This is a genomic window from Mesorhizobium sp. P2_A12 (assembly GCF_056405075.1).
On record NZ_JBFUCU010000015.1, the window covers coordinates 113,868 to 136,455 of the forward strand.

At 59.9% G+C, this 22,588-nt stretch carries 24 protein-coding genes; 11 read left to right on the forward strand and 13 right to left on the reverse strand.

Going from position 1 to position 22,588, the window contains the following annotated elements; translation table 11 throughout:
* Window positions 1-23: 23 nt before the first annotated feature.
* From AC1DZU_RS26730 to drmD, 6 genes are all read right to left on the reverse strand, one after another.
* Window positions 24-533 carry a hypothetical protein gene (locus AC1DZU_RS26730; RefSeq protein WP_477289653.1) on the reverse strand — a complete coding sequence of 170 codons (510 nt, stop codon included), beginning with the start codon at window positions 531-533 and terminating at the stop codon, window positions 24-26.
* A 7-nt stretch (window positions 534-540) separates the two neighbouring features.
* Window positions 541-1,647 (reverse strand): helix-turn-helix domain-containing protein, encoded by a 1,107-nt coding sequence (locus tag AC1DZU_RS26735; RefSeq protein ID WP_477289654.1) that lies wholly within the window; start codon window positions 1,645-1,647, stop codon window positions 541-543.
* Between the two features lie 64 nt (window positions 1,648-1,711).
* Window positions 1,712-2,200 carry a hypothetical protein gene (locus AC1DZU_RS26740; RefSeq protein WP_477289655.1) on the reverse strand — a complete coding sequence of 163 codons (489 nt, stop codon included), beginning with the start codon at window positions 2,198-2,200 and terminating at the stop codon, window positions 1,712-1,714.
* Window positions 2,200-2,730 carry a hypothetical protein gene (locus tag AC1DZU_RS26745; RefSeq protein WP_477289656.1) on the reverse strand — a complete coding sequence of 177 codons (531 nt, stop codon included), beginning with the start codon at window positions 2,728-2,730 and terminating at the stop codon, window positions 2,200-2,202. The genes AC1DZU_RS26740 and AC1DZU_RS26745 overlap by 1 nt, the downstream gene beginning before the upstream one ends.
* Window positions 2,703-6,260: an Eco57I restriction-modification methylase domain-containing protein gene (locus AC1DZU_RS26750; protein WP_477289657.1), complete on the reverse strand. Its 3,558-nt coding sequence runs from the start codon at window positions 6,258-6,260 to the stop codon at window positions 2,703-2,705. The genes AC1DZU_RS26745 and AC1DZU_RS26750 overlap by 28 nt, the downstream gene beginning before the upstream one ends.
* A gap of 8 nt (window positions 6,261-6,268) precedes the next feature.
* Entirely contained in the window at window positions 6,269-9,433 is a 3,165-nt protein-coding gene (drmD, locus tag AC1DZU_RS26755) for a DISARM system SNF2-like helicase DrmD (protein ID WP_477289658.1), read from the reverse strand.
* Window positions 9,434-9,793: 360 nt separating this feature from the next.
* Here drmD and AC1DZU_RS26760 point away from each other — a divergent pair, with 360 nt between their 5' ends.
* Both AC1DZU_RS26760 and AC1DZU_RS26765 read left to right on the forward strand, forming a co-directional pair.
* The gene (locus tag AC1DZU_RS26760; protein WP_477289659.1) at window positions 9,794-11,014 is read left to right on the forward strand and encodes a hypothetical protein; all 1,221 of its coding nucleotides are present in this window, start codon (window positions 9,794-9,796) and stop codon (window positions 11,012-11,014) included.
* A 486-nt stretch (window positions 11,015-11,500) separates the two neighbouring features.
* Window positions 11,501-12,301, forward strand: coding sequence for a hypothetical protein (locus AC1DZU_RS26765; RefSeq protein WP_477289660.1), 801 nt, complete (start codon window positions 11,501-11,503; stop codon window positions 12,299-12,301).
* 141 nt (window positions 12,302-12,442) lie between these two features.
* Here AC1DZU_RS26765 and AC1DZU_RS26770 read toward each other — a convergent pair whose 3' ends face one another.
* The gene (locus AC1DZU_RS26770) at window positions 12,443-12,670 is read right to left on the reverse strand and encodes a DUF1127 domain-containing protein (protein ID WP_477289661.1); all 228 of its coding nucleotides are present in this window, start codon (window positions 12,668-12,670) and stop codon (window positions 12,443-12,445) included.
* Between the two features lie 117 nt (window positions 12,671-12,787).
* On the opposite strand from AC1DZU_RS26770, the gene AC1DZU_RS26775 reads away from it, so the two are divergent.
* The gene (locus AC1DZU_RS26775) at window positions 12,788-13,696 is read left to right on the forward strand and encodes a transcriptional regulator GcvA (RefSeq protein ID WP_477289662.1); all 909 of its coding nucleotides are present in this window, start codon (window positions 12,788-12,790) and stop codon (window positions 13,694-13,696) included.
* Window positions 13,697-13,716: 20 nt separating this feature from the next.
* Here AC1DZU_RS26775 and AC1DZU_RS26780 read toward each other — a convergent pair whose 3' ends face one another.
* The gene (locus AC1DZU_RS26780) at window positions 13,717-13,881 is read right to left on the reverse strand and encodes a hypothetical protein (protein ID WP_477289663.1); all 165 of its coding nucleotides are present in this window, start codon (window positions 13,879-13,881) and stop codon (window positions 13,717-13,719) included.
* A 7-nt stretch (window positions 13,882-13,888) separates the two neighbouring features.
* On the reverse strand, window positions 13,889-14,110 hold the full coding sequence (locus AC1DZU_RS26785; protein WP_477289664.1) for a hypothetical protein: 222 nt from the start codon (window positions 14,108-14,110) through the stop codon (window positions 13,889-13,891).
* Between the two features lie 924 nt (window positions 14,111-15,034).
* Here AC1DZU_RS26785 and AC1DZU_RS26790 point away from each other — a divergent pair.
* Both AC1DZU_RS26790 and AC1DZU_RS26795 read left to right on the forward strand, forming a co-directional pair.
* A complete protein-coding gene (locus AC1DZU_RS26790; protein WP_477289665.1) occupies window positions 15,035-15,223 on the forward strand; it encodes a hypothetical protein in 189 nt (62 codons plus the stop codon).
* A gap of 277 nt (window positions 15,224-15,500) precedes the next feature.
* The gene (locus AC1DZU_RS26795; RefSeq protein ID WP_477289666.1) at window positions 15,501-15,875 is read left to right on the forward strand and encodes a response regulator; all 375 of its coding nucleotides are present in this window, start codon (window positions 15,501-15,503) and stop codon (window positions 15,873-15,875) included.
* Between the two features lie 483 nt (window positions 15,876-16,358).
* On the opposite strand, the gene AC1DZU_RS26800 is transcribed toward AC1DZU_RS26795, so the two are convergent.
* Window positions 16,359-16,559, reverse strand: a complete 201-nt coding sequence (locus AC1DZU_RS26800; RefSeq protein WP_477289667.1) for a hypothetical protein — start codon at window positions 16,557-16,559, stop codon at window positions 16,359-16,361.
* Complete coding sequence (locus AC1DZU_RS26805) at window positions 16,556-17,410, reverse strand: ATP-dependent DNA ligase (protein WP_477289668.1); 855 nt, start codon at window positions 17,408-17,410, stop codon at window positions 16,556-16,558. The genes AC1DZU_RS26800 and AC1DZU_RS26805 overlap by 4 nt, the downstream gene beginning before the upstream one ends.
* A gap of 357 nt (window positions 17,411-17,767) precedes the next feature.
* Between AC1DZU_RS26805 and AC1DZU_RS26810 the strand changes: the two genes are divergently transcribed.
* From AC1DZU_RS26810 to AC1DZU_RS26835, 6 genes are all read left to right on the forward strand, one after another.
* Window positions 17,768-18,592, forward strand: coding sequence for a hypothetical protein (locus AC1DZU_RS26810; protein ID WP_477289669.1), 825 nt, complete (start codon window positions 17,768-17,770; stop codon window positions 18,590-18,592).
* Between the two features lie 514 nt (window positions 18,593-19,106).
* The gene (locus AC1DZU_RS26815; protein ID WP_477289670.1) at window positions 19,107-19,808 is read left to right on the forward strand and encodes an SOS response-associated peptidase; all 702 of its coding nucleotides are present in this window, start codon (window positions 19,107-19,109) and stop codon (window positions 19,806-19,808) included.
* A 4-nt stretch (window positions 19,809-19,812) separates the two neighbouring features.
* A complete protein-coding gene (locus AC1DZU_RS26820) occupies window positions 19,813-20,106 on the forward strand; it encodes a ribbon-helix-helix domain-containing protein (protein ID WP_477289671.1) in 294 nt (97 codons plus the stop codon).
* Entirely contained in the window at window positions 20,103-20,348 is a 246-nt protein-coding gene (locus tag AC1DZU_RS26825) for a hypothetical protein (protein WP_477289672.1), read from the forward strand. The genes AC1DZU_RS26820 and AC1DZU_RS26825 overlap by 4 nt, the downstream gene beginning before the upstream one ends.
* Window positions 20,349-20,613: 265 nt before the next feature.
* The gene (locus AC1DZU_RS26830; RefSeq protein WP_477289673.1) at window positions 20,614-20,919 is read left to right on the forward strand and encodes a DUF1236 domain-containing protein; all 306 of its coding nucleotides are present in this window, start codon (window positions 20,614-20,616) and stop codon (window positions 20,917-20,919) included.
* A gap of 323 nt (window positions 20,920-21,242) precedes the next feature.
* Window positions 21,243-21,455 carry a hypothetical protein gene (locus AC1DZU_RS26835; protein ID WP_477289674.1) on the forward strand — a complete coding sequence of 71 codons (213 nt, stop codon included), beginning with the start codon at window positions 21,243-21,245 and terminating at the stop codon, window positions 21,453-21,455.
* 12 nt (window positions 21,456-21,467) lie between these two features.
* Here the strand turns inward: AC1DZU_RS26835 and AC1DZU_RS26840 are convergent, their stop codons facing one another.
* Window positions 21,468-21,803 carry a hypothetical protein gene (locus AC1DZU_RS26840; protein WP_477289675.1) on the reverse strand — a complete coding sequence of 112 codons (336 nt, stop codon included), beginning with the start codon at window positions 21,801-21,803 and terminating at the stop codon, window positions 21,468-21,470.
* 524 nt (window positions 21,804-22,327) lie between these two features.
* Window positions 22,328-22,534, reverse strand: coding sequence for a hypothetical protein (locus tag AC1DZU_RS26845; RefSeq protein ID WP_477289676.1), 207 nt, complete (start codon window positions 22,532-22,534; stop codon window positions 22,328-22,330).
* Window positions 22,535-22,588: the final 54 nt, after the last annotated feature.

Sequence of the window (22,588 nt, forward strand, 5' to 3'; positions counted from 1 at the left end):
TCGGTGGATTCGTGTTCGTCACCTTACTTCCCCTCCCGCTGCGCCAGTTGTGCCAGGGCCTGTTCCAGCCACTTTTGGGTGTATGCAGGCTTGAGGTCGATCCTCGGCCGGAGACCGACGTCACGGAGCAGGCGCTCGAGCGACACTAGGCGATCCTTCAAGCCCAGCCGGATGCCGATGCGGAGGCTCGCCTTGTCTGGGCCGCACAGAACCCAGGTATCCGTTCGGCTGGCCGCATGAGCCCAAAGCGCCTGTTCTCCCGCATCCAGGAAGCCGATCTCCGGGTCCCGCGTCAGCGCTTTGGCGAATTCGGCGTCCTCGACTGGGTGGACCGCTTTGAGCGTAGCCGTCAACACCTTGCTGTCGATCTGCTCCTCCGGCCGGCGCCGCTGAAAGCCAGTCTGCGTCTCGACAAAGCACACGCCTACCGTTTCCAACGCGTAGCCTCCAGCCAACGCCTTCCACGCGCTGACCCGCCAGCATTCGATGATGACGTTGGTGTCAACGAGGACTGGACCGGTGTGGCGTGGCATGTCGACATCACAACTCGTATGGCGCTTCCACGCCGTGGGCGGCGAAGAGCTCTGTGAAATCGTCGATCGCGATATTGAGGATCGAGGCAATCCGGCGCATCGAGGTCTTGCCCTCGTCCAGTGCTGTTGCAACGATCTGCACGAACGGCTTCGAGAAAAGTGGCGGCGTCACCTGCTTTCCTGGCCTGCTCTTGCCGTTGTTCCTGACGCTGTCGTCGGAAATGGTTTCGTTCTGAGCGCGGCTCAGGCGCCCCATGCCGACGAGTCTCCAGCGCAGGGCTTGCGAGGTCACTAGCAACTCTTCCGCAACTTCATTGAGGCGGTCGGTCAATGCCTTCTCGGCCAGCTGACCCCAGTTGCCGAACCGATCCAGCACCGCCGACGGCATCAGCAGCGCCGAGGCGAAATTGTCTGCCAATTGCTCGACGCGGTTGCGCTTTATCGGCCTTGCCTCCTCGATGTGCTCGGGTGGCATCTTATCCCAGGTGAGTATGTGGAAGAGTTCGTGAGCGAGGTCGAAATGCCGGCGGCCCGCGACCTCATTGCGATTGATGAGCACGACGTCCAGTTCAGGCAGTTGGCAGGCCGCGCCCGAGACACCCGCGATCGGATCGACCATAAGAACCAGCATGCCGAGCCTCGCTGCCATGATCTCGGCAAGCTGGCGCGCCGGAACGTCTCCCAGGTCGAACTCCGCTGCGAAGCGCTCGCCGGCAGCGATCGCATCATCATAGCTCGACTGCTTGGTCAGGCTCAGCGTCGGCCGGATCAGCGGCGGCTGGTGACCCACCTGGCGTCCGAGCACGCGGAAGGCCGCGATGAATCGGCCGGCCGCCTCTTCGTAGCCACGGAGCCTGTCGCCATCGACGCCGGTCTGGCGCCAGGAAAAGCGCCCCTCGCCAGCGAGCATGAACGGGTCAGTGAAGTAGTCGAGCGGCACGCCGAATATCTGGACGGCGCGCAGCAACTCGTCCGCCGCGACCTTGCGCTCGCCGGTTTCTATAGCAGACAGAGTCTGCCGATCCTTGAAGCCGAATAGCTCGGTCAGGGCCTCCTGGGACAGCTTCCGCTGGTCCCGCAGCGCCTTTATGCGCGCGCCGATGGTCGTGGTCATTGGAGCCTCCGTCGCAACCATATAGTCTTGCAGAATCATATTTGCAAGATTTTCTTGCGTATGCCTATTTGCCTAAAGCGACTCCTACGAGCACCGCGACGAGTGAACCGAGAAAGCTCGCTACAATCGGCACCCACCAGCGCCAGTCTGTATGTTGCTCGCGCGCCTTGGCGTGGAGCTCGACTGCAAGATCAATCAGCGTCTTGATTTGTTGCTCAGGGACTGGCGGACGCGAGACGAGTTTCTGATCCGAAACCGGCAGCGCATCATATTCTGCTTGGGTCAACGAGCGGCTTTCCTTTCGGAAAAATAACCGTGGCGAGGCTCTACGCCAGATGAGAGCGTAGTGACCCTCGTAATTGGGCGATCTGCGAAAGAATTCCGGGTGTTCATCGAAGACTTTTTGCCAATGGTCGCCCTTCGCCTTGTCACCGGAGATGCCATCCGCCCAGTCTCTACAAGTCTGACTGGACCGATCATTCATCGACATGAATTGGATGGCGGCAATCACATCCGCGAGGCGTCCAGGAATCAGATACGGCGACTTTGCCATCAAGCCTCCTCGCTAGCTTCGTCTTCGTCCAGCCTCTCGTCATCATTTTCCCTCACCCGCTTGCGGCCCTTCTCGTGCAGGCCCCGGCGGACTTCTTCCGCGTAGCGTTCGGCGTTGAGGGCGAGAAGGCGGGAAAGGACAAGGTCGCGTTGAGCGGCGGGCCAGAAATAGCGGCCCTGGTAGGTGTGGTCGTCTTCGGTGTCTTCGGTGAGGAACTCGGGCTTGAGCGTCTCGGCGAGATCGTCCCAGCCATAGGCACGGAGCACGGCGCGATCCATCTCGTCATGCAGCTCGCGCAGGCGCTGGATGGCCGCGCTGGTCTCGCTGTCCTTGTGGAAGCGATTATAGGTCTTGGTCATGCCCTCGTCGGCGGCGACCATCAGCTCGGCGCGGTGGTCGTGATAGGCCTGACCGGTCGGTTCGAGTATCGGATCAGTCTCGTAGCCGAGTGTAAAGGGGAAGGTCTCGAAGCAGTCTGAAGGGGCGTAGGCTAAACCATCCCCTAAGTCGATGAGAAACGTCGCGCCCAAATCTCATGGACACGAGATTGGAACACAGTGAATGCCGCATACGTTTCAAACATGAACACGTTAAGATTGGACGTAAAAACTACTCCGGTATCCAAGAATGCGAAGCAGTATTCACTAGCTGCCTGACTGGCAGTCACTAAAACTCTTTTTTTGCCAATTACTGCCCTATAAAGACCAGGCTGCCTATCACCGAATCGCCACCACCGAGCCCGACGCGCCGGTCGCTTATCACGGCTCCGCTCCGGCTTGACTCTTCTTGATACGATTTCCAGCAGGTCGGGCCAGTCTTCAGCTACTGAGCCGGGATAGTCGACGGGCACGAAACCGCCGCGCACCAGCTGTTGCTTTTCGTCCGCGTTCAATGACGCCCAAGTCGCCGTATCGACCACACGGCCCAACGGGAAGTCCGCGAAATCAATCACATATCGGTGCGGCAAGTGACTAGGAGAATTTGCTGCTTCGGCCCAACCGATCACTGGGAAGATGCGTCCGGAATTCGCCGGATTGCTTTCTAGAAGGGCCTTCATTGTATCAAGATTTTCCGTCAGACCCTTTGCGGCACCATCGTCATCAAAGGTGAACCCCATGCCCAGTATGACTGAGCCTTGGAAAACCTTGGCGAAGTTAGAGTGCAGCTGTTGAGGTGCCTCGTCCGCATAGCCACTGACGAGGTATGCGGAAATGCGTTCCACCTGCCGTCCGTCGAGAAATGCGGGGCGATTGCGACCACTTTTTGCTATGTGAATGATTGACACAATGACCGCTGCGCCTTGCGTGGGCCATTGGTAACGTCTTATTGCGCGATATATCTGACCGTCAGCTTGCAGTATAGACAGGAGCCCTACCTCCCTGGTGTCGCCCTGCGCAATCGTGTTGGTAGCAATTAGCCCAAAGACACCACCCGTGCGCAACAAAGCAAAGCTTCGGCGGAAGAAATGTGAGACGAGATCTGCGTTGCCATGCGCTCCCTCGTGCAACTGCTGGAGCCACAAGACATAGTGAGCGCCTGAGCTGGCGCTGATCGTGTTCTTCCCTGCAAACGGAGGATTGCCGACAATCGTGTCGAATCCCGGATTGTCGCGCATGAACACTTCCGGGAATTCAATCTGCCAATGGAATGGCCGCCAGCCTTGGGCGGTGCGGAAGCGCGTCGCCGCAGATGCGAGCCTGCCCCATTCCGGTCTGAAATTCGCGGTGATCCAGCTCTCGACTTCGGTCCGTGCCTGTTCTCTAGCTTTCGCTTTGTCTGCCGAAAAGAACGCAGCGACCATCGCGTCACCGACCTGCCTGGCAGGTTCGATCTCCTCCTCGACACGGCGATGTCGCGACTCCTGGATGGCTCGGGTCACGTCATCGGGGGCAGTTCGGATGGCCTCGCGACCTTCAAGCGCCTTTCGCACCTCGTCACGGATCAGCTGTCGGAAGAGAGGCAGACCTGGCTTGCTGTCGTCCCAGTTCGCTGCCTCGATCTCCCTCTGCGTCAACCCGACAAGACTATCCCCCGCCTTGATCGCGTGGTCGAGAAACGAGAACTCGTGCTCGCGGGCGAGCGTGGCGAGCCACAGCGACAGCCGCGCCAGGTCAACCGCCATCGGGTTGCGGTCGACGCCATAGAGGCAGCGTTGTGCCACCAGACGACGCGCATGAATCACTTCGTCCTCGTCCGGCGGGATGGTGGGCTTCTCCGCCTTGTGCATATCCCATGCTTGTTCCAGCCGAGCGCCGAGTTGACGGCAGGCCTCGACGAGGAAGGCGCCGGAACCGCACGCGGGATCGAGCACCTTCAGCGAAAGCACAGCCTCGGGCGAGGCGTCCGCGCCGATGCGCTCGAAGGACGGCTCCAGCGCATGGCGCACGATCGGTTCGGTGAGCGAGCGTGGCGTATAGTGCGAGCCGGAGCGACGGCGCTCATCGGTCGGCTGCAGATAGGGCACACCAGCGCCGATCGGCGTAGCCTTCGGCGACGCACGCTCATCCACTGCGCTGCCGAGCGCCTCTACCAGCGCATCGACATTCTCCGCGGCCTTCACGGCGGCGGCCTGTTTTGTCGAGAGCTTGATCGACTGATCCTTGAGCCATTTCTGCCGGTCGGATGGCTTCTGTGCCAGGAGGGTTTCGAGGCCGATGAAGTTCGGGAGCTTCTTCTCATCCTTGAGCGCGATCATGCGCTCGCCGGCGCGCCTGGCGGTGAAGCCCATGACGGTCTCGTAGACGGAGCCGATGCTTTCCACATCGAGCGATCGGTAAGAGAGACGCTCGCGCACCTTCTGGTTGTCGAGGCCACGGCCCTCGACCGTCATCAGCCCGTGCAGGATGCGTAGGATGGTGCCGTCAGATACCGACAGCACCTCAGCTGTTTCCTTCGCCGAGCCCTTGTCGCGCCCGTCTAGGAAGGTGAAGGCATGGGGATCGAACAGCTTGCCACCGCGACGCGCCACCCAGTCGGGATAACCCTCGTGAATGATGCGGAACACGGCGAGCAGCTGCCCCCAGGCCCCGCGGCGCTCGTCCATGGTATCTGGGTTCAGCGCCTCGTCGTCGAGCAGGCGCGCATACAGTGTCTTGATCGAGTAGCCTTGCTCCCATAGCGCCCTAAGATCCGGCTCGCGGGCCGAGGGCAAGAGGTCCCGGTCCTCGGCATAGAGCAGGAAGACCAGCCGCATCAGGCAGGTCAGCAGCCCCTCGTAGAGATGGTGCGGATCATTGGAGCCCAGCGCCTCGATCCGGGCTGGATCAGCGCGGTGCACACCACGCAGCAACTCATAGAGCGCCTCGAGCACCTGGCTAGAGAGCTTTTCGGAAACCTCGTTCTGCGCTTCGCGCGACAGCTTAAGAAGCTGCCGCAGTCGCGTTTCCTTCGGGCCGGTCCAGAAGGCGTTTCGCCCGAGACAGAGCTTCAGTCCGGCCAACATTGGCCGGCCTTCGACCCGCCCGAGCGCGGCCAGTGGCCAGGTGAGCCACCCGGCGGTCTCGCCGCGTGGCGCGTGTATCAGCCGCAGCGTGTTGCGGGCAATGAGGATGCCGGTGCCGACACTGGTTTCACGCAACAGCCGCTCGAGCCGTTGGTGCGGGCTCGCCTCCCACTCGTCGGCGCCGAACTGGCCGCGCCCGTCGGGATCGAGCTCCGGATGCACCAGCACCAGCACCTGCGCCGGCACGTCAGGCTCGCCTTCGCCATCGCGCCACAATAGCGCCATGTGAGGCTCCAGCAACGTGCCGTGTTCGGGCAGGGTTCGCGACAACTCTGAAGACACCGCCGGTCCGTCCGGAGCACCGGCGACATACCTTGCCGGCCAGCCGAGGAGCGTGCCGAGAAAGCGCCACGGATCGCGAAGCACAAAGCCTCGGTCATCCTCGCGCTCGGACTTCAGCGGCAGGCCGAGGGCTTCCGCGGCTGCCTCGGTGTCTAGCGGACCCTGCCGTAGCGGCGTCAGTCCACTGTTACGCAGCACGTTCGCGCCAAGGACCAGGCCCTCGGGTTGCAGGTAGTTCAGCCACTGGCTGGTTTCGTCGATATCGCCCAGTGCCAATTGTCGCCTCAACTCGTCGTGGGCCAAAGATAGACGAGCCCGATCGGCTCGAGCTGGCGCGCTGCTACGGCGTAGTTGTCGCGCACCTTTTGCGGTTCAGAGTCGAGATCCTTCTGCAGCCGCACAAGCTTGTCATACCAGGAGCGGCGGTCGGCCTCGAACTGTCGCAACTCGCGCTCGGCCTGCTGCTTCTGCTCCTCGCTCTGATAGAGCTCGAACGACAATTGTGCCGGAGGTTCGGCATCACGCACGCTTTCCCTTACGCGCTTGATCTGCCGCTCGAGCAAATCGCGCAGGCCATCGGCCTCCCGCTCGCCGTTTTGCGCTAGATCCTTGATCGCGGCTGCCTCAGCCGCGGAAGCACGGCGTTCAAGGTGAGGCCTGAGATCGGCGATGTCCGCATCCACCGACTGCTTGAGGCGTTCGACGATGCCGTCGCCAGGCGACCGCCCGGTGCGCAAAGCCTCTTCGAGCTGAGCGATCGTGGTCGCTTCGCCTGTGTCACCGAAAGGCTCGAGCAGGATTTCTCGACGCACATCACGCCACGCGGCTGTCACCGGGATAATCTCCTCATGCAAACGCCGCGCATCCGGCCCGAACAGCGACAGTCGACCAATCAGCACCACGCGCGGCTGAGCGCCCGCCCCAACGATTGCCGTCACGCGGCCGATAGACGTCCGGAAGCCCTGAGACGCGAAGCGCGAAATCAGCCGCTTCACCAGTCGGTGTTCGAGATGCAGTTGAATGATATCCTGCGGCTCGGGCTCGCCATCGGCAAGGACCGGTGGATCGAAGACCAACCCACGCACCGGCGTCTCCCGCCGCCACCGGGCGCGATCACGCTGGCGCGGCGGACGGCCCGAGCGCAGCTCGTCGAAGAGCGCTGCCCACGTCGCGTCCTTCGCGAAGGCTGGCCAGTCCGGGTTGAGTGTGACCGCTTCAGGAACGGCGAAGTGGCCCGGCTCGAGCCTGGCGCCGTCGTCGGCCAGTGCGATCTCGACGATCCGCTTCACGTCCGCACCGGCAACGCCAACACGCTGGCGGGCATCTTCGAGCCGTCGCTGCAACCAGTCCTGCTCTTCCTTCAGTCGCCCGATGCGCCGATCTGCCTCGTCGTCAAGATCGCGCTTTGCGGCTCCGACGCCATCGTCGGTGACGTTCTCGATCTCATCCGCAAGACGGTCCACCTCGCCACGCGAGATGCCGCTTTCGGTGAGCCGCGTCTCGATCTTGAGGCGCAGCACTTCGCCAGCCGTGCCCAACTGCTTGCGGATGATCTCGGTCTTGCGGATCAGAGTATCGAGCACGCGATCTTCGACACGCTGCTTATAGAGAAAATACCGGCAGCTCACCGTAGCGGCGGGCTGCAGTTTGCGGTCGATGCGGCCATTCCGCTGTTCGAGCCGGGATGGATTCCAGGGCAAGTCGATGTGGATGAGGTCGCGGCAGCGGGTCTGCAGGTTAAGACCCTCGCGCGCTGCATCGGTGCAGACGAGAATGCGGATCGGCGCCTTGTCGAAGGGCGCGTTGAAGCGCTGCTTGATGACGTCGCGCTCGTCAAGGCTGGTCCGGCCCGTGAAGCTGACGATGCGGCCATTCAAGTCGATCCTGCCACGACTGCGCTCGCTCAGGCCCTCCTCGAGACGTTCGACGACCCAGCGGCGGGTATCGTCCCATTCGGTGAACAGGATCAGCCTGCGATCCTTCCACGCGTGCTTCTCGTCGAGCATCTCCGCTTCGATCCAGTCAAGGAGCTTTTCGATCCGCTGGTCAGGGGCATGCCGATGCGCCTCAGTGATCTTCAGCATGGCTTCGACATGGGCGATCGCGGCATTGAGATCGCCGAACTCTCCACGCGCGTCGTGTGTGATCAGTTCGATGAGATCGTCGCTCTCGTTCACGTCCTCGGCTGTGTCATCGGCACTAACCAGCTTCTCCTGCCGACGCTGAAGCGTCCGCAAGTGCGTCCTCAGCGTGCGATCGAAGGCGATGATCGAGGAGAACAGGCGCTGCTGCAGGTTGGCGAACAGGAATTTCGCCCGGCTCCCGCCCATATTGCCCGATCGGTAGGCATCCAGCATGGCGGCCAGCTTCAACTCTGGCGCGTCGGACGGCAGCCCATCGATGACGATCGGGGCGACCAGGCGCTCGGGAAACTTGTGCCCCAGTCGGCGCAGGTCTTCCTTCAGCCGGCGCACCATGACCGGCTCGAGGTCTTTGGCGCTCACCTCGATCCCGCGGGTGAAACGCTGTGGGTCTAGGATATCCAGAAGGGTGGAGAACGAGTTGGAGTGACCGTTATGCGGCGTCGCCGACAGGAACAGCCGGTGCTCGAACGGCTGCGCAATTTCCCTCACGGCACGCGTCAACTGCGACTCGGTCGCCCAGGCGATCCCGCCGGCCGGAGCCGCATGATGAGCCTCGTCCAGGATGAACATCGAACGCGCCCGATATGCGCCGAGGACATCCCGCAAGCCGCTCATGTAGGTCTCATCCGCCAGCACACTGTGCGAGACAATGAACCGCGATCCGATGCTCCATGGATTCGCCGAAAAGCCACGACGCCGGCGGCTCTCGAGCAGGTATTCGCGGTCGACGATGGTGAAGTCGAGGCCAAATTTTTGCGACAGCTCGTCCTGCCACTGTGATTGCATCGATGCCGGCGCTGCGACCACAACGAAGCTCAGCCGCCGGCGCAACATAAGCTCGCGCACGATCAGTCCTGCCTCGATCGTCTTGCCGAGGCCAACATCGTCGGCGATCAGCAGATTGACGCGAGGGAGTTCGAGCGCCTTCGCTAGGGGAAGCAGCTGGTATTGCTCGAGCCTGATCCCCGAGCGGAATGGTGCCTGAAATAGCCTGCGGTCGGCTGATGTCGCCGTGCGCCACTCCGTGGCGCGGAGGTGTGCACCGAGGCGCCGTGGGCTTTCAAATGTGTTCTTTAGTAAGTTCGACCAGTCCGAAGTATCGACCGCCTCCAGATCGAGCTCGGCCTTTACAGCAACGCGCAGCCCATCGCCTTGCGAATCGTCTTCCACCGACACCAGATCCAGTGTCGGCACAGGCCCGCCCTCAGCTAGCGCCTCCACGATCCACGTCGTTGATCGGGCCCGAACGAAGTCACCCGGTCGAAGTATCAATCCACCAGCCAAAGAAGAATCCCCCTGCACCATGATGAAGCGTTTTGTCGAGCCGGGTCAACTCGGATGACTTATTTTGAAGCTCAAAGCCATCAGGGTCGGTGAAGCACGCATGCCCGGCACGGTCGTTCGGACGTGCCGGACAATAGCGAACCGGCGAATGTTTGTTCAAATTGCGATGAGCGGTATCGAGGCTCTGGGACCAGCGGCCGCAACTAGCTTGCATCGCGTAGTTGAGCTTCGCTGGCCGGACGGTGGCTACTTTCCGGCACGTCGACGGCGATCTGCTGACCTGCCGGGACCCCGTCTGTGAGATAAGCTCTATGAACCAGGATCGATTGCGGCTATGGGCGCTGGCCCACCTCCTCTCTGGCCCTTGATACAGCTACGCGCATGACCTCGCATTCCATCGTTCTGCCGGCCGTCAAGTCGTCCGCGGCCTACCGTCTCTCCTACGTAGAGCAGCAGGTAGAGAAGAAGCAGAAGCGGTTTCAGAACCGGATTTTCCTGCAACCGCAGATCGACCTGAAGGCCTATACATGCCGAGCGGTCATCGACTGGGCCGATATCCGCTTCCAGACGGTGAAGCATACCCAGTGGAGATGGATTAAACACTACATCGACAGAGCGATCGGGGAGAGGGTCTACGTCGAGAAAAAGGCACTCGACGATGACGGAAAATTCCGGGATTTCCGGGTGCGCATGCAGGAACCGACTACCAAGGATCTGCTGCTTGCGGAAGAAGTCGTCAGGGCGAAATGGAACCTGTGCGAGCCGGTAGCGATCGTCGGCCTCGAAGTCAGTGTCGATTTCAAGCCGCGCAAACCGTCCGACGAGGCGCTTGCGCTGATGTTCGGTGTCCTGGTGCGCAGCCACCTACCCAGCCGGGATGTCATTGACGAGCCGGCCGACCGCCCGAGGTTCGCTTGGGACAAAGGCGACGACGCCACCCGCTACGTGCTCGGTTATGATCCGAGGCATCCCGAGCGCAGTGACGCTTTCCTGCTCGATCCACCGAAGGACAAACCGGCGACGATCGACTCCACCTACTACGCCGGCGCCAAGGAATCGCACTTTGCGTGGCGAACGATGATCAAGCTGCTCGACAAACAGAACATCGCCACTGGTGCCAGGGAAGTTCTGCCGGAAGAGGAGCGGAGGGTGCGGATCGAGGTCACCGTGGACAAGGGCGAACTCAACGAGATGGGCATCCGCTCGATCGAGGATCTTGCAGGCTTCAAGTTCCAGCGCTTCCAGGGCGGATACTTTAAGTTCGCTCTCCCGACCTTCCCGGACCTTGCCTACCTGCGGGAAGAGAAAAGGGGACTGCTCTTGGAACAGCTCCGGAAGACGCGGCTGCAGCGGTTTCTGAACGCGGGTGTCGTCGGCCTGGAAGCGTGGGATGAGGCCTGGCGAAGGAAAAAGAAGCAGACGCGCAAGGAAACCCTCAAGAGCGACCTGCCTTTGGCGCTGACATCCATCATGGCCGGAAGCTCCAGCTCGTTGAAAGACTACAACGAGATCACAAGAAAGGTGATACAGGCCCTCCGTCACATCGATGACCGGATGCGGCTGAAAGGTCCATCCGCGAACTCCGGCGCCAGCGATTCTTAACGGTATGAAGGCCTTCCACTCTCTCTGGATGATATGGTGGTGAAGAAGATGGTGCTCTACGCATACACGCAGTAGAGCAAGTTATTAGAGCCGAAACATCAGCCATGATGACGGTGTCAGCGTCGGCAAGCAGTTCAGCGCTTCGCGCGAGGGCCGGCAGACGCATATTTCCGTGGAGAAAAGCTGAAAATGTGGTCTACGCGTCGGCCCGTGGCGATCCCGTCGGCTGAGGACATCAGGGCCGAGCCGTGGTCATCGCCGAACAGCGCCGCGCGACCGGCCTGACGAGATGACCCCACGCGCCCTCGGTATGACCCAAGTGGCTTTTCACATTACTGACGATCGCGCGATGCAACAGCGACATTGCTGCTCGTTTGAGATACGTGCCCTTGTCACAGGGGCGCTCAGGGGTTGGTGCCGACGCAGTCGAAGCAACTGTGACGCATCGGACGCGCGAAACCAGCCAGTGACGCTCCCCCCGCGAGAATGTATTTCATCCTCATCCGCATTGAGAACACTCGACAGGGTTTAGAAAAGTCAATGAATGAAGCGCGCCCGCTTATCTCCTACAGTTTTGCGTATGTGAGACGACAGCTCCGATCCAAGGACGAGGTCAATGCCAACGGCGCGCTCAAGCGTCAGCTTGCAGCCCAGCTAATCTTCGTAAAGGGAAGCGGAAGACGCATCTTGGAGAATTTCCCAGACTGGAGCACTTACCGCACGGCCCCATTCGTTTCGCGTGAGAGATTCCGGCAAGCGATCACGGTCGCGCGTAGTTCCGGCGCCGACTTGCTTTTGGCTAACATCAGACAACTGATGGAACGCACGACACCGGACCGGATCCTCAAGTGCGTCGATGCCCTAAATGCTGTCGATGTCGAAGTCTGGGATGCTTCCTTGCGTCGCACCTGGCAATCGATGACGGAGGACGAGCGACGCTCTCTCATCACTAACGCCGTGCGGATAAATAAATCGCGGTCGGAACCGGTGAAAGATGGAATTCGGCCTTCCCGAACTGACAAGGCTACGCTTCCGAACGCCAACTACAAACATGGCAATCGCGCCAATCGTCGTAACGCCGATAAGCGCGCATTCCGACTTCGGCGTTTTGTCCTGGAAGAAATGGCGAAGCTGCCGACCGGTGAGGAATTGTCGCCTTCAGCCTTGGCAGCGGCGCTGAACGCGGCCGATGTTTCCTCTGCTCGAGGTGGACGCTGGACCCACAACACCGCAAGGGACCTTATGGCCCGTATAGCAACCTTGTCGGCGAAGCCTACGTCGACATGACTACGCATTGGCATCGACGTCTCCGGTGACGAGAATGACGGCGGGCAACGCGGGGCCTCTTCATTCTTTTGTCCATCTCGCTGTTCCTCAACGCGCCAGTGATCATGCGCCCAACTGGATACGCTTGCGAACCTAGGGCCATCACGTCTGCCACGGCCACTTTGCACATTCCTCCCGAACCTGCGCAGGGCTCAGACCCAAGTCTGCCAACTGATGGTCTTCGAGTTCGGCCAGTTGTTCCCGTTGGCGATGGAATTCGATCCAGCGCACCACCGATGCCATCGACCGCTCTAGATTTTCGATAACGCTGGTGGCGCTTACCTGTGAATATGAACGCCTCGGGGGCTCATTCAGCAGACGGTTTAACATTTCTCATCCTTCCAGCATCCGTGTTGACGTCTGGCGCTGAAAAGCTCCAATCTGCCCACGGGCGCAAAGCATGGTTTCTCGCGCTTGGCCCAATTTTTCTCATGACATGGTGCGAAATTGGCCCGCCGACTGCCATCACTCAACGCCCTCAAAGCCTTCGAGGCGGCGGCGCGCCACGAGAGCTTCACCAAGGCGGCGGAAGAACTTTCCGTGACGCAAGGCGCGGTTAGCCATCAGGTGAAGGCGCTCGAACTCGAATTGGGCATCAGGCTGTTTGATCGCGAACGTCAAAAGCTGAGCATCACACGGGCCGGCCTCTCCTATCTGGAGGTGGTCCGTGATGCCTTCGACCGTATAGCTCTCGGCACGCAACGCATCCAGCATCTATCTCGGGCCGGAGCGCTGACGGTCAGCACGTCGCCCGACTTTGCCGCAAAGTGGTTGGTGAACCGCCTTGGCAGGTTTGCAGAGATGCATCCGGACATCGATCTCAGGATTTCCGCAACCATGCATCACGTCGACTTCGCTAGGGAGGATGTCGATCTTGCCGTGCGGCATGGCGATGGCAACTGGGCGGGGCATGATGTTGTCCGCCTGTGCTCCGAGCAACTGTTCGCGGTCTGCAGTCCCAAACTTCACCAGCGGATGCGCGAGCCGTCCGACGTGCTGAAGTTTCCGTTGCTACATCTTGATGACCGAAAGGACTGGTCGGAATGGTTCGAGGCCGCTGGCGTGGTCGGTGCCGAACTCTCCCACGGACCGGTCTTGAACCGTGCCAGCATGGTCATAGACGCCGCTGTTGACGGCCAGGGGGTCGCACTCGCCCGCACCACGCTCGCGGCTTGGGACCTCATCAACGGGCGCCTCGTAAGACCATTCCCCACGGCTCTGCGATTATCCAAGACCTACTGGATCGTCTGCCCCAAGGCGACGTCAATGCTCCCCAAAATCGCGACATTCCGCGCCTGGTTGTTGGCCGAGGCCGCCGATGATGTGCGCCGGCTCAAGACGCTTTGCGCCGTCTGAAGCGATGTAGCCGGGTAGCCCTAACGCTTCTTCACCTTCGGCGTGATCGTCTCGACCCGCACCTTGTCGCCGATCTGCTTGGCGAGATCGAAAGCCTTTTGCTTGTCCCTGGTGGTCAACACGGTCCGCCAATGCGGCTTCTCGAAAACGCTCACCACGTAGGTCGTTAAGGGCTTGTCGGCCATCCGCTCGTCAGCCCGCCAAGCCGCCTTCGCGGTGCAGCATGGCCTCGGCGATGACTTGGAACACGCTGCCGACCTCCTCGCTGAACTCTTCGGTCCGAATGCCTGTCTCGTCCGCGGCTTTCATCGCCTGGTCGGCAAGGTCGCTGATGGCGGCCGGATCGTCGGTCATGGCGTTCGGCAAATGCTCTGCCATCCATTTTTCGAGGAAGTCGATCCCGCGCTTGCTCATCTCGCCACAAGCTCGCTGACCGGCTTAGGTTCTGTCGTCGCGAAACCCTGCACCGTGACATGGTCGGCATGGCCGCTTGCCTCCTGAGGGCCGGGCATGGGCGCCTATATGGCTGTTTCGCTAGCGCTTCTCGAACGTCGGCTTCCAGTCGCGGTTCCCGCTCCCGTCTGCGACTTGTATCATTTTAATACAATCCCCAATTGCTAGACTCTCGCTGTGCACAGGCAGTTAGTGCAACTCGTCAGGCCATGGAGGGGAGGCCGCGGCGGGAGGAGCAACGATGGCGGTGCAAAAAGAAGACTATCGAACGAATAGAGCCGACTATGTGATTGCGGCGAAGCGTGGCCAAGCTACCACTGATGACGGCGTTCGAGCTGAGCTACTGGCAATAAAAAAGAAGTCCCTTTGGCTGAAAGACCGGCGATCCGCCAAATTGGCTGCAAACCCGGCGGAAAGTTCGCCAGGACCTAAAGGCAGACCGCGCGGTTAGTTGTCTCTGGTCAGAAAGCGGGCTTCTCGTATCAGCGAACGCAAAAAAAGCCTCGCTGCTCCTTTTCGCGAAGCGGCGAGGCCCCCAAGTTTTGCCCCCAACATTTTGGTAGGCTAAAGAATCATGTGTCGTTTGATCAACTTGGAGATTGGGCGTATGCGGCACCTGCAATGGAAGTAGGATCCGCGCCGCATCGCTAGATTTCAAGGATGCATGAAATCGCCTATGATTTGCTAGCCGGCGCGGTCCCCCACCCCGCGCCGGCCAGGCCCGGTGGTCAAACCCCAGCCCTCCACCCTTGGCCGCTGGGCCGCTTGTAGCCATCGGGCTTTGGTTAAAAATTACAGTCGAACCCTATTGAAAGCGGCTCTGAACGCATTATTAAATCCCCAAGTTGCCATTCTGTTTCCAGCCCTTGGATGGGAGGTTGCACCATGGATAAGCTGGGCGTTTCGGTATCGTCTTTCGACTGCGATATCATTCGCAGTGCCTTCATAAAATCCGTCATCGAAACGAACATTCCTGAAGACCAATGGCGGGCCGAGGCCGAGCGTCTGATCGCCGACTACACCGGCACTGATGACATTGACCCCCAGTTGCTGGAATGGATGGTGCGGAAGTAGCCGGCGCTACCCGTTGGGTCTAACACGGCCATTTGAATTGCGGCGCGTGCGGTGACTGATTACCTGCCCGCCATGAACAAGACGAAGCTCACAACCTGGATTGGGCTGACGGCGCTGATCGTGGTCGGCATTTATCTGTTTATGCAAGCGAATTTGGGCTTCGCGGCTTGATGGCTGCCCAGCCGTAGGGCGGCCGCCGGTGCACGTTTTCGGCAGTTGACTAAATGGAACAAATGGCGGTCTTGCGCGTAGTGGGTGCGCAACTGGGACGCTAACAATGTATGTCGGGGCGGTTCTTGTCGTTGAAGACGAGCCGCTTATCCTGCTCGATCTCGAATCGGCATTGGAGGAAGCTGGCTTGGAAGTGGCGTCGGCCCGAGACGCCGCCGAAGCAATAGCGGCTTTCGATGCAGCCCCTGACAAGTTTAAGGGCCTTATTACAGACGTCCGCCTAGGGGCAGGGCAGTCCGGTTGGGAGGTTGCCAGGCATTTGCGCCAAGCCAACTTAACAATTCCCGTGATCTACATCAGCGGCGATAGCGCCATTCATTGGGGCGCTGAGGGCGTGCCTAACAGCGTGATGATCACGAAGCCATTCGTTCAGGCCCAGATCATCACGGCTCTTTCCGCGCTGCTAAACTATCGACCATAACAACTCCTGACGTTTGGTCGTAAGCACCTAGACAAAAGAGCCCGCCACCGGGAAACGATGGCGGGAAGTTGTGTGGGTGCTCGGGAAGTGACTGCCGAGCAGGATCAGAACTTCACCTTCTGCGACAGGTTCCAGCCTCGCGCACAAAAAAGCCCGCCGTCCAGTCGCGGCCGGGACGCTCTACAAGTTCGTGATCCTGCAAGGCTCGGTTAGTGCGTGTCTCGTTCGGGACATTTTGCACTCCATAGATTGCCGGTGGCCTATCAACGAGTGTTCTTTTCACGCCGCAGTTGCGACTGAAGTCCCATGAGGATGGGCAAAGGTCGCACTCACGAAACATTAGCAGCTCTTAATCATTGAGGGAAACCGACGAGCAAAGTCCCCTCTGTCGGAAGGGTGCCCGCCATCATTTGGGCGATTGGGCGAATGGCGGGCACCCTACTGCGAAGAGTAATAGCGGCAGGGAAAGAGACTGGTGTTCCACTAGCGCAACCCCTGCATGATGAATTTGTAGATCGCGCCAATTTCCTCGTCTATCTCCTGGCCGGGAATGCCATGGGTTTCCGCCGCTCGTTTTGCGTCAACAGCCATATCGATCACCAGTAGCACCGGATCGACAATCGGATCGTCGGATAGATGCTCCGATATCCAATGGTAGAGAAAATCGCTACCGCGCTTGCTCATTCCTCTCGGAAATCCTGCAGCGAGGCGTGCCGCAAATCTTCCTCGCCGCGCAGATGCTTCACGCGCCCAATGATGCCCGGCTTGACCCATTGCGTGGCCGGCCGCTTCATGCCGTTGGGAGGCGGCCCTGCGTGCTCCTGGACGCGCTTCCATAGACGTTCGCTGATGGCGCGGCTCGAGTTGATAAAGGCAGAGCCGACATACCTCCCAGTCGCACGATCGGCCATCATTGCGAAGGCCGGCTTGCCCATCTCGCGCTCGACGCCGAGCAATTCGTATTCGCCGATCGTATAACTCTTGATCTTCAGCCAGTTGGTGGACCGGCCGCTCCGATATTTGCTGTCACGACGCTTCGACACCATGCCCTCGATGCCGGCTTCATCGATCAGGTGAAAGATGGCGCTCGCTTCACCGGGTAGCACCTGGCTGAACTGGATATGGTCGCCCGACTCGATGATGCCTTCCAGGATTTCGCGACGGTCCTCCAGCGGCATGTCACGCAGATCGTGGCCATTGAGGTGCAACAGGTCAAAAGCCACGAAATAAAGGTCTTGCTCCCGGCGGGTGATCGCCTTGCGCAACGCGGCGAAGTCGGACAGGCCGGCCGCATTGAGCACGACGATTTCACCATCGATGATGGCATTGTCGACCCCGAGCCTCTTGGCGGCGCCGACCAGGCTTCGATACTTCATTGTCCAGTTGAGGCCGTTCCGGGTGAAATTTCGGACGTCGTGGTCAATGATGATCTGCGACCGGTAGCCGTCGAACTTGACCTCGTGAGTCCAATCCTCGCCCTCCGGTGGCTTCTCCACCAGGGTCGGCATTAACGGCTCGATGAACTTCAAGCGCATGAACTGACTCGCAAAACCGCGATTCAATCAGCTTTAGCTAAAATGGTTCCAAACCGGGAACCGGGGCTGCAACAAAGAGGCCGGCCGGGCGTTTGCACATCAACAAAGGTGCAACGAGGAACCGATGACGGAAACTCCAATTGGGCCGCCGATCGTAGGGAAGCGGACATGGCGGCGATCTCGCCGACGAGCGGATACATTTCTACCAGTGCCCAGCGGCAAGCCGGTCGACATGCGCGACATCCGCCAAGTAATGCTGCACGCAACGCCTGGACACGGGCTCCGGCGCCGGAGGCTTGGCGCGACTAGCTGGGCAGCAGCTTCGCCGTTGAGTCGCTCGCGAAAGGCTACGCCGTCATGTCTGTAAAATCTGCCTCGACCCGCCCATCGCCAACCCTCCTCACCGCGCCCATCGAGCTTGCCGGCGACTGGGGCCGCATGCTTGCGGGCGCGGCTGATCAGGTCGTCGAGCGGATGCGGCATGCATGCCTTGACGGCGTCCGCCTGCTCTCTGACCGCCAGCCGACGGGGTTGCGTGTCGACGAGCACACTTCCGGCACGCCAGCCGTCTGGCTGCATCCGGACGGCAGCAGCATGGCCTGGATCATCGTGGATATCGGTGAGCGCGACTGGTCGAAGCTCACCTACCAGTTCGGCCACGAACTCGGCCACGTGTTTGCCAACAGCTGGCAGCCGGATGCCAAGCCGGCGACGCCCTGCCAGTGGCTCGAGGAGGCGATGGTGGAAGCCTTTTCACTGCGCGGCCTGGGGCGCCTGGCGAAGGACTGGAAGGAGAACCCGCCGTTCACCGGCGACAACGCTTTCGGCGATGCCATTGCCGCCTACCGCGAGAATATCATCCGAGGCTATTCCGCGCTCGCCGACAGCCAGGGGCTGACGCGCGACGCCGCGGCGTGGTTCGCCCACCATCGTGGCGAGATTGAGATGCCCGCCCTCAATCCGTTCGCCCGGGCGATGTCTGTGACCATCCTTGCCGAATACGACCGCGCGCCGGACTGCCTCGAGGCGCTGGGCGCACTCAACCGCTGGCCCGGCCGCACCGGTCTGCCGATCGCCGAATATCTCGGGCGATGGGAGGCGAGCTGTGCCGAATTGCGCGCTTCGCCCAGCTTGCCGATCCGCGTGCGTGACCTGCTGCACATTCCGCAATGGGCTAAGTGAAGAGCACCTCGAGGTCTTGTCTCCGCAATTACGTTGTTCATCGGCGCCACTGCGACGGGCATAGCCATTTTTTCACCGTCGGAAGGGTTCCGGCCCCATCTCCGGCCAGATTTCAAACCATCCTTGTCCTCCGCCGGGTCCACCATCTATCAAAGGCGCCCCTTGTGCCAGCCGCGAGAATAGCCGTTCGAGACTGCTGCCCGCGAGAAGGCTAGTTCCCGTTCAAGGTCGATGTTCCTTGCAAGGACATTCAACAATGCAACTATGGCGTCGCCGCCGGCTGCAGCTATGGCCTGCTGGGCAACCTCTTCTAATTCGGACATAGCTTCGCCGGCCGGCGCGTTTTGGCGCTTTCCCATAGCTTTTTCCTGCTCAGATGGCATTCAGGAATAAGGAACATATTCCTGTTTCGTCAAGAGGTCTTGACTCTCATGTTCTCATTTTGTTCACTGTTGGCAAAATGGAGACATGACCCATGCAGCCGATCATGCCGAAGCGCAACTAGGGGCAAACTATGTGCGGACGCTACACCAGATATCTGTCTTGGTCGGAAATCCACCGCCTCTACCGGCTGACGGCGCCGGCCGAGGTCGGCCGCAACGATGCTCCTCGCTACAACATCGCGCCCACTGATGAGGTGCCGTTCATCACGGCTGGGGACGATGGCAATCACAAGCTGCGCACGGGGCGATGGTGGCTTGTGCCGTTCTGGGCGAAGGAAATGCCTAAGGCTGCGATGTTCAATGCTCGTATTGAGGGCGTCGACACGACACCCGCCTTCCGTGACGCCTTCAAATCGAAACGCTGCCTCATTCCGGCTGATGGCTATTACGAGTGGACGATATCGCCAGCGGACGGGAAGAAAGACCCTTGGCACATTTTCCAGCCTAGCCATGCGCCGTTCTCATTTGCTGGCCTCTGGGCCTATAATTCGAATCTCGACATCACCAGCTGCACGATCATCACCGAACCGTCCGCGGCGCCCGTCAATCAGATCCACGATCGCCAGCCGCTTATTCTTGATCCGGCCTGCTATGACGTCTGGCTCGACCCGAAGACGCCCGCTGGCGACCTGAAGGACATCTTACGACGCGACATAGACGGAAGGCTGCGGTTCTATCGTGTTGGCCGAGATGTGAATGCCGCAGCCATCAACAAACAGCCCAACGACCACGCCGGCCTCATTGAGCCGATCAAGTTGTTTCAGGAGGGATAGGCCGATGACCCGCATCAGCTTTGCATTGGACCTCGAGAGCGCCGCCGACGCAATTGCGGACGTTTCTCGAGCCGATCTTCAAATCATGCTCAGGCGGGCCGCGCTGATGCTCAGGAACGTTCCGGGAGTCGATTTGGAACCGAAGGTCGAGGAATCGCTCGCTGGGCTTTCCGCGGAGATGGGTATTTCCAAGCCCGATTTGATCAAGACGATCATCCGCGAATGGCTTGTTGCCAACGCCTATTTGCCGGTGCCTTACGCGCTCGATGAGGATGGCAGCGTGGATGGAACGGCATGATCAATCTGCCAAGGCGCGCACGGGACTACTCCGATGGAGAGATCGATTGCCAGGAGGCGATGGAGCCGGGCTTTCAGGCAATAGTTGATTGCATGCTTGAGGGGGCTGGACGCGAGGTGAGGACCTTGCGGGCAATGAAGCGGCTGATTGCCGCCGACAACACGACCCAGAAAGAAAACGCCAGGATGGAAACGCAGCTTGCGATTGCCCGCGCCATGATACGCGCCGGGAAGCCGCTGTAGCGGAGCTGAAGTTTTCGACCAGTGTTGTCCTTCGCGCCGCATTTGCGACTGAAGTCCCATAGGATGCGCAAAGGTCCCAACAGCGATCAGAAGGACTTCTCGCTCATTAACAACCCAACGAGCGTTTGCGATCAGACTTAAGTCCTACCTGCTGCTCGACCGAAGCCTCAAAGGCGGAACGTTTGGCGTTGCCCCAAGTTCGTTTTGGAGGTCGGCTTAGACGATATCTTGGTGCGCTGACCAGACAATAACAGAGGAGAAAATCATGAGAATGCATCTTACGGGCGCCGCTGCGGCGTTGTTGCTTTTCGCCGGTGTCGGCGCGGTCGCTGCTCAGGACGTGGTCATCACGCCTGAGCAGGATACTGTCATCCATGAGTATGTGAAGAAGCAGCCCTTGGCATCAGTCAAGATTCCCGGCGTCGAACTCAATATCGGCACAGCGCTGCCCGACACCGTCGAACTGCATGAAGTGAAGGTGCCCGACGTCAAATACCGCTATGTCGTGATCGACAACCGGACGGTTCTCGTGGACCCGGGCACCCGCAAGATTATCAAAGTCTACGACTGAAGAATCTAACTGCTGAAGTCCGTCGCCCCCTTGGGCGGCGGGCCTTAGGCGACTACGATGGAGCAGCAAGATGGATGGGCTGAACTGAGCCCCGTGACTTTCATCATCCCGCTCTACATAGCCACAATCGCGGCCTATGCTCGCTGGCGCCTTCTGGCGCTACCGGCAGCGCGATATGATCGGAATGGCCGGTTGCCTAATTATGGCCGGCATGGGCGTCCGCTAGCAATGCCGAAATCGTGTTGGTCTCCCCAGGAAATTCCTTCGCGTCAAAACCATCATGTGAGATAATTCCGCATCAGCCGTGTTTGAGGGACGGCAAAATGCCACTGCAGCGTTATAGCGGTGTATTCGAGCCTGCTGATCTGGACTTGTTCCAGCGGGTGTTCGACCAACTGGGCATCGAGCTCCGTCTAGCCCAAAAAGACAAGGAACAGAGGGAAGAACTCGCAGAGGAAATCGTCGGCGTTTTCGGGAATGGGATCACCGAAGAAGCGGATTTGTTGAATGCGCTTTCTAAGCGCCGTAGGGCCTAGCGTTTCTTCATTTTAGGCGTGATCTCTTCGATTTGCACCCTGTCGCCCATCTCCCATCTCCTTCGCCACTGCCAACGCTTTGGCCTTGTCTTTGGTGGTCAACACCGTTTGCCAATGCAGTTTCTCGAAGACGCTCACAACGTAGGTGGTCACCGGCTTATCGGCATCTGGCTGATCGAGCGCATGTTGCCTGATCAATCCCTGCGCAGCTTTAATCACGGCCTTGCGGCTATTACCGTGTTGCAGGATCAACTCCCAAGCCAGGTCCGGAGTCAAACCGTTCTCCGAGGCGAAATATTCGACCTGGTGGTCGTGAATAGCATCCTGCCTGCGCTTATCGCCGGCCATTTGAGCCTCCGCGCGCCAGTTCGGCAGCCTGATGCTGCCGTGGGGGAATGGCCGGTGCTGGGAGCCGCACGGGCCATTGCGGGTCAGTCTTTTGGATCGTCCCCCGCATTGCCAAGCTAAATGCATATTAGCAATAGCTCAACTAAGACTGAAGTCCCTAAGCCAATCGAACGTCGGCTTCCAGTCGCGGTTGCGCCGCTGCCGATCGCCTTCGTAGTCTGGAATGCAGGTGAAGAACGCCGGCCGGCGATCGCGGCCCGCAGCCTTGCAATCCGAGCATCCAAAGCGCCCGATCAAATCCCATTGCATCGAACCGTGATCCGGCCCGAGCCTGTCGATCAGCGCTTGAATGTCGAGCTTTGTCGATTTGCAGCACGCCGGGTGCCTGCAAAGGACATACATGGTTTCTCGGGCGGCCAGGGTGTCGACATGGCGATCTCCGTTGAAGGGGGTTCGCCGCAACGAAGGATTATATTCCTGATATCGATGGCGCCGGGAAGGCCATCAGAGAGAGCCATTCTCGTTCATTTCGCTACGACGGCGAACCGCTCGCAGCGGGTTTTGGAATAGTTGAGCTCCACGCCTGTTCCTGTGAAATATTGGCACGCGAAAAAGCCCGATGCTTCCTTCTCCTCATGGATGAGCAGTTGGGTGGACGTGGTTATCAACGCTATAGCGGTTCCCGCTGCACTTAAGACTATCAGCACAATGAGACCGGTGATCAATTGCATCTCCTCACTCCTCCCGAAAAATTCTGGAGCGAAGCGTGGCGAAGGTCTACCTCA

Excerpts from the sequence above, each read along its gene's own strand:
- AC1DZU_RS26830 (WP_477289673.1), top strand. The coding sequence starts at position 20,614 with ATGAGAATGCATCTTACGGGCGCCGCTGCGGCGTTGTTGCTTTTCGCC.
- AC1DZU_RS26790 (WP_477289665.1), top strand. The coding sequence starts at position 15,035 with ATGGATAAGCTGGGCGTTTCGGTATCGTCTTTCGACTGCGATATCATT.
- AC1DZU_RS26825 (WP_477289672.1), top strand. The coding sequence starts at position 20,103 with ATGATCAATCTGCCAAGGCGCGCACGGGACTACTCCGATGGAGAGATC.
- AC1DZU_RS26795 (WP_477289666.1), top strand. The coding sequence starts at position 15,501 with ATGTATGTCGGGGCGGTTCTTGTCGTTGAAGACGAGCCGCTTATCCTG.
- AC1DZU_RS26840 (WP_477289675.1), bottom strand. The coding sequence starts at position 21,803 with ATGGCCGGCGATAAGCGCAGGCAGGATGCTATTCACGACCACCAGGTC.
- AC1DZU_RS26730 (WP_477289653.1), bottom strand. The coding sequence starts at position 533 with ATGCCACGCCACACCGGTCCAGTCCTCGTTGACACCAACGTCATCATC.
- AC1DZU_RS26770 (WP_477289661.1), bottom strand. The coding sequence starts at position 12,670 with ATGTTAAACCGTCTGCTGAATGAGCCCCCGAGGCGTTCATATTCACAG.
- AC1DZU_RS26820 (WP_477289671.1), top strand. The coding sequence starts at position 19,813 with ATGACCCGCATCAGCTTTGCATTGGACCTCGAGAGCGCCGCCGACGCA.
- AC1DZU_RS26815 (WP_477289670.1), top strand. The coding sequence starts at position 19,107 with ATGTGCGGACGCTACACCAGATATCTGTCTTGGTCGGAAATCCACCGC.
- AC1DZU_RS26785 (WP_477289664.1), bottom strand. The coding sequence starts at position 14,110 with ATGAGCAAGCGCGGGATCGACTTCCTCGAAAAATGGATGGCAGAGCAT.
- AC1DZU_RS26760 (WP_477289659.1), top strand. The coding sequence starts at position 9,794 with ATGACCTCGCATTCCATCGTTCTGCCGGCCGTCAAGTCGTCCGCGGCC.
- AC1DZU_RS26810 (WP_477289669.1), top strand. The coding sequence starts at position 17,768 with ATGTCTGTAAAATCTGCCTCGACCCGCCCATCGCCAACCCTCCTCACC.
- AC1DZU_RS26740 (WP_477289655.1), bottom strand. The coding sequence starts at position 2,200 with ATGGCAAAGTCGCCGTATCTGATTCCTGGACGCCTCGCGGATGTGATT.
- AC1DZU_RS26765 (WP_477289660.1), top strand. The coding sequence starts at position 11,501 with ATGTATTTCATCCTCATCCGCATTGAGAACACTCGACAGGGTTTAGAA.
- drmD (WP_477289658.1), bottom strand. The coding sequence starts at position 9,433 with ATGGTGCAGGGGGATTCTTCTTTGGCTGGTGGATTGATACTTCGACCG.
- AC1DZU_RS26800 (WP_477289667.1), bottom strand. The coding sequence starts at position 16,559 with ATGAGCAAGCGCGGTAGCGATTTTCTCTACCATTGGATATCGGAGCAT.
- AC1DZU_RS26835 (WP_477289674.1), top strand. The coding sequence starts at position 21,243 with ATGCCACTGCAGCGTTATAGCGGTGTATTCGAGCCTGCTGATCTGGAC.
- AC1DZU_RS26780 (WP_477289663.1), bottom strand. The coding sequence starts at position 13,881 with ATGGCCGACAAGCCCTTAACGACCTACGTGGTGAGCGTTTTCGAGAAG.
- AC1DZU_RS26805 (WP_477289668.1), bottom strand. The coding sequence starts at position 17,410 with ATGCGCTTGAAGTTCATCGAGCCGTTAATGCCGACCCTGGTGGAGAAG.
- AC1DZU_RS26845 (WP_477289676.1), bottom strand. The coding sequence starts at position 22,534 with ATGCAATTGATCACCGGTCTCATTGTGCTGATAGTCTTAAGTGCAGCG.
- AC1DZU_RS26735 (WP_477289654.1), bottom strand. The coding sequence starts at position 1,647 with ATGACCACGACCATCGGCGCGCGCATAAAGGCGCTGCGGGACCAGCGG.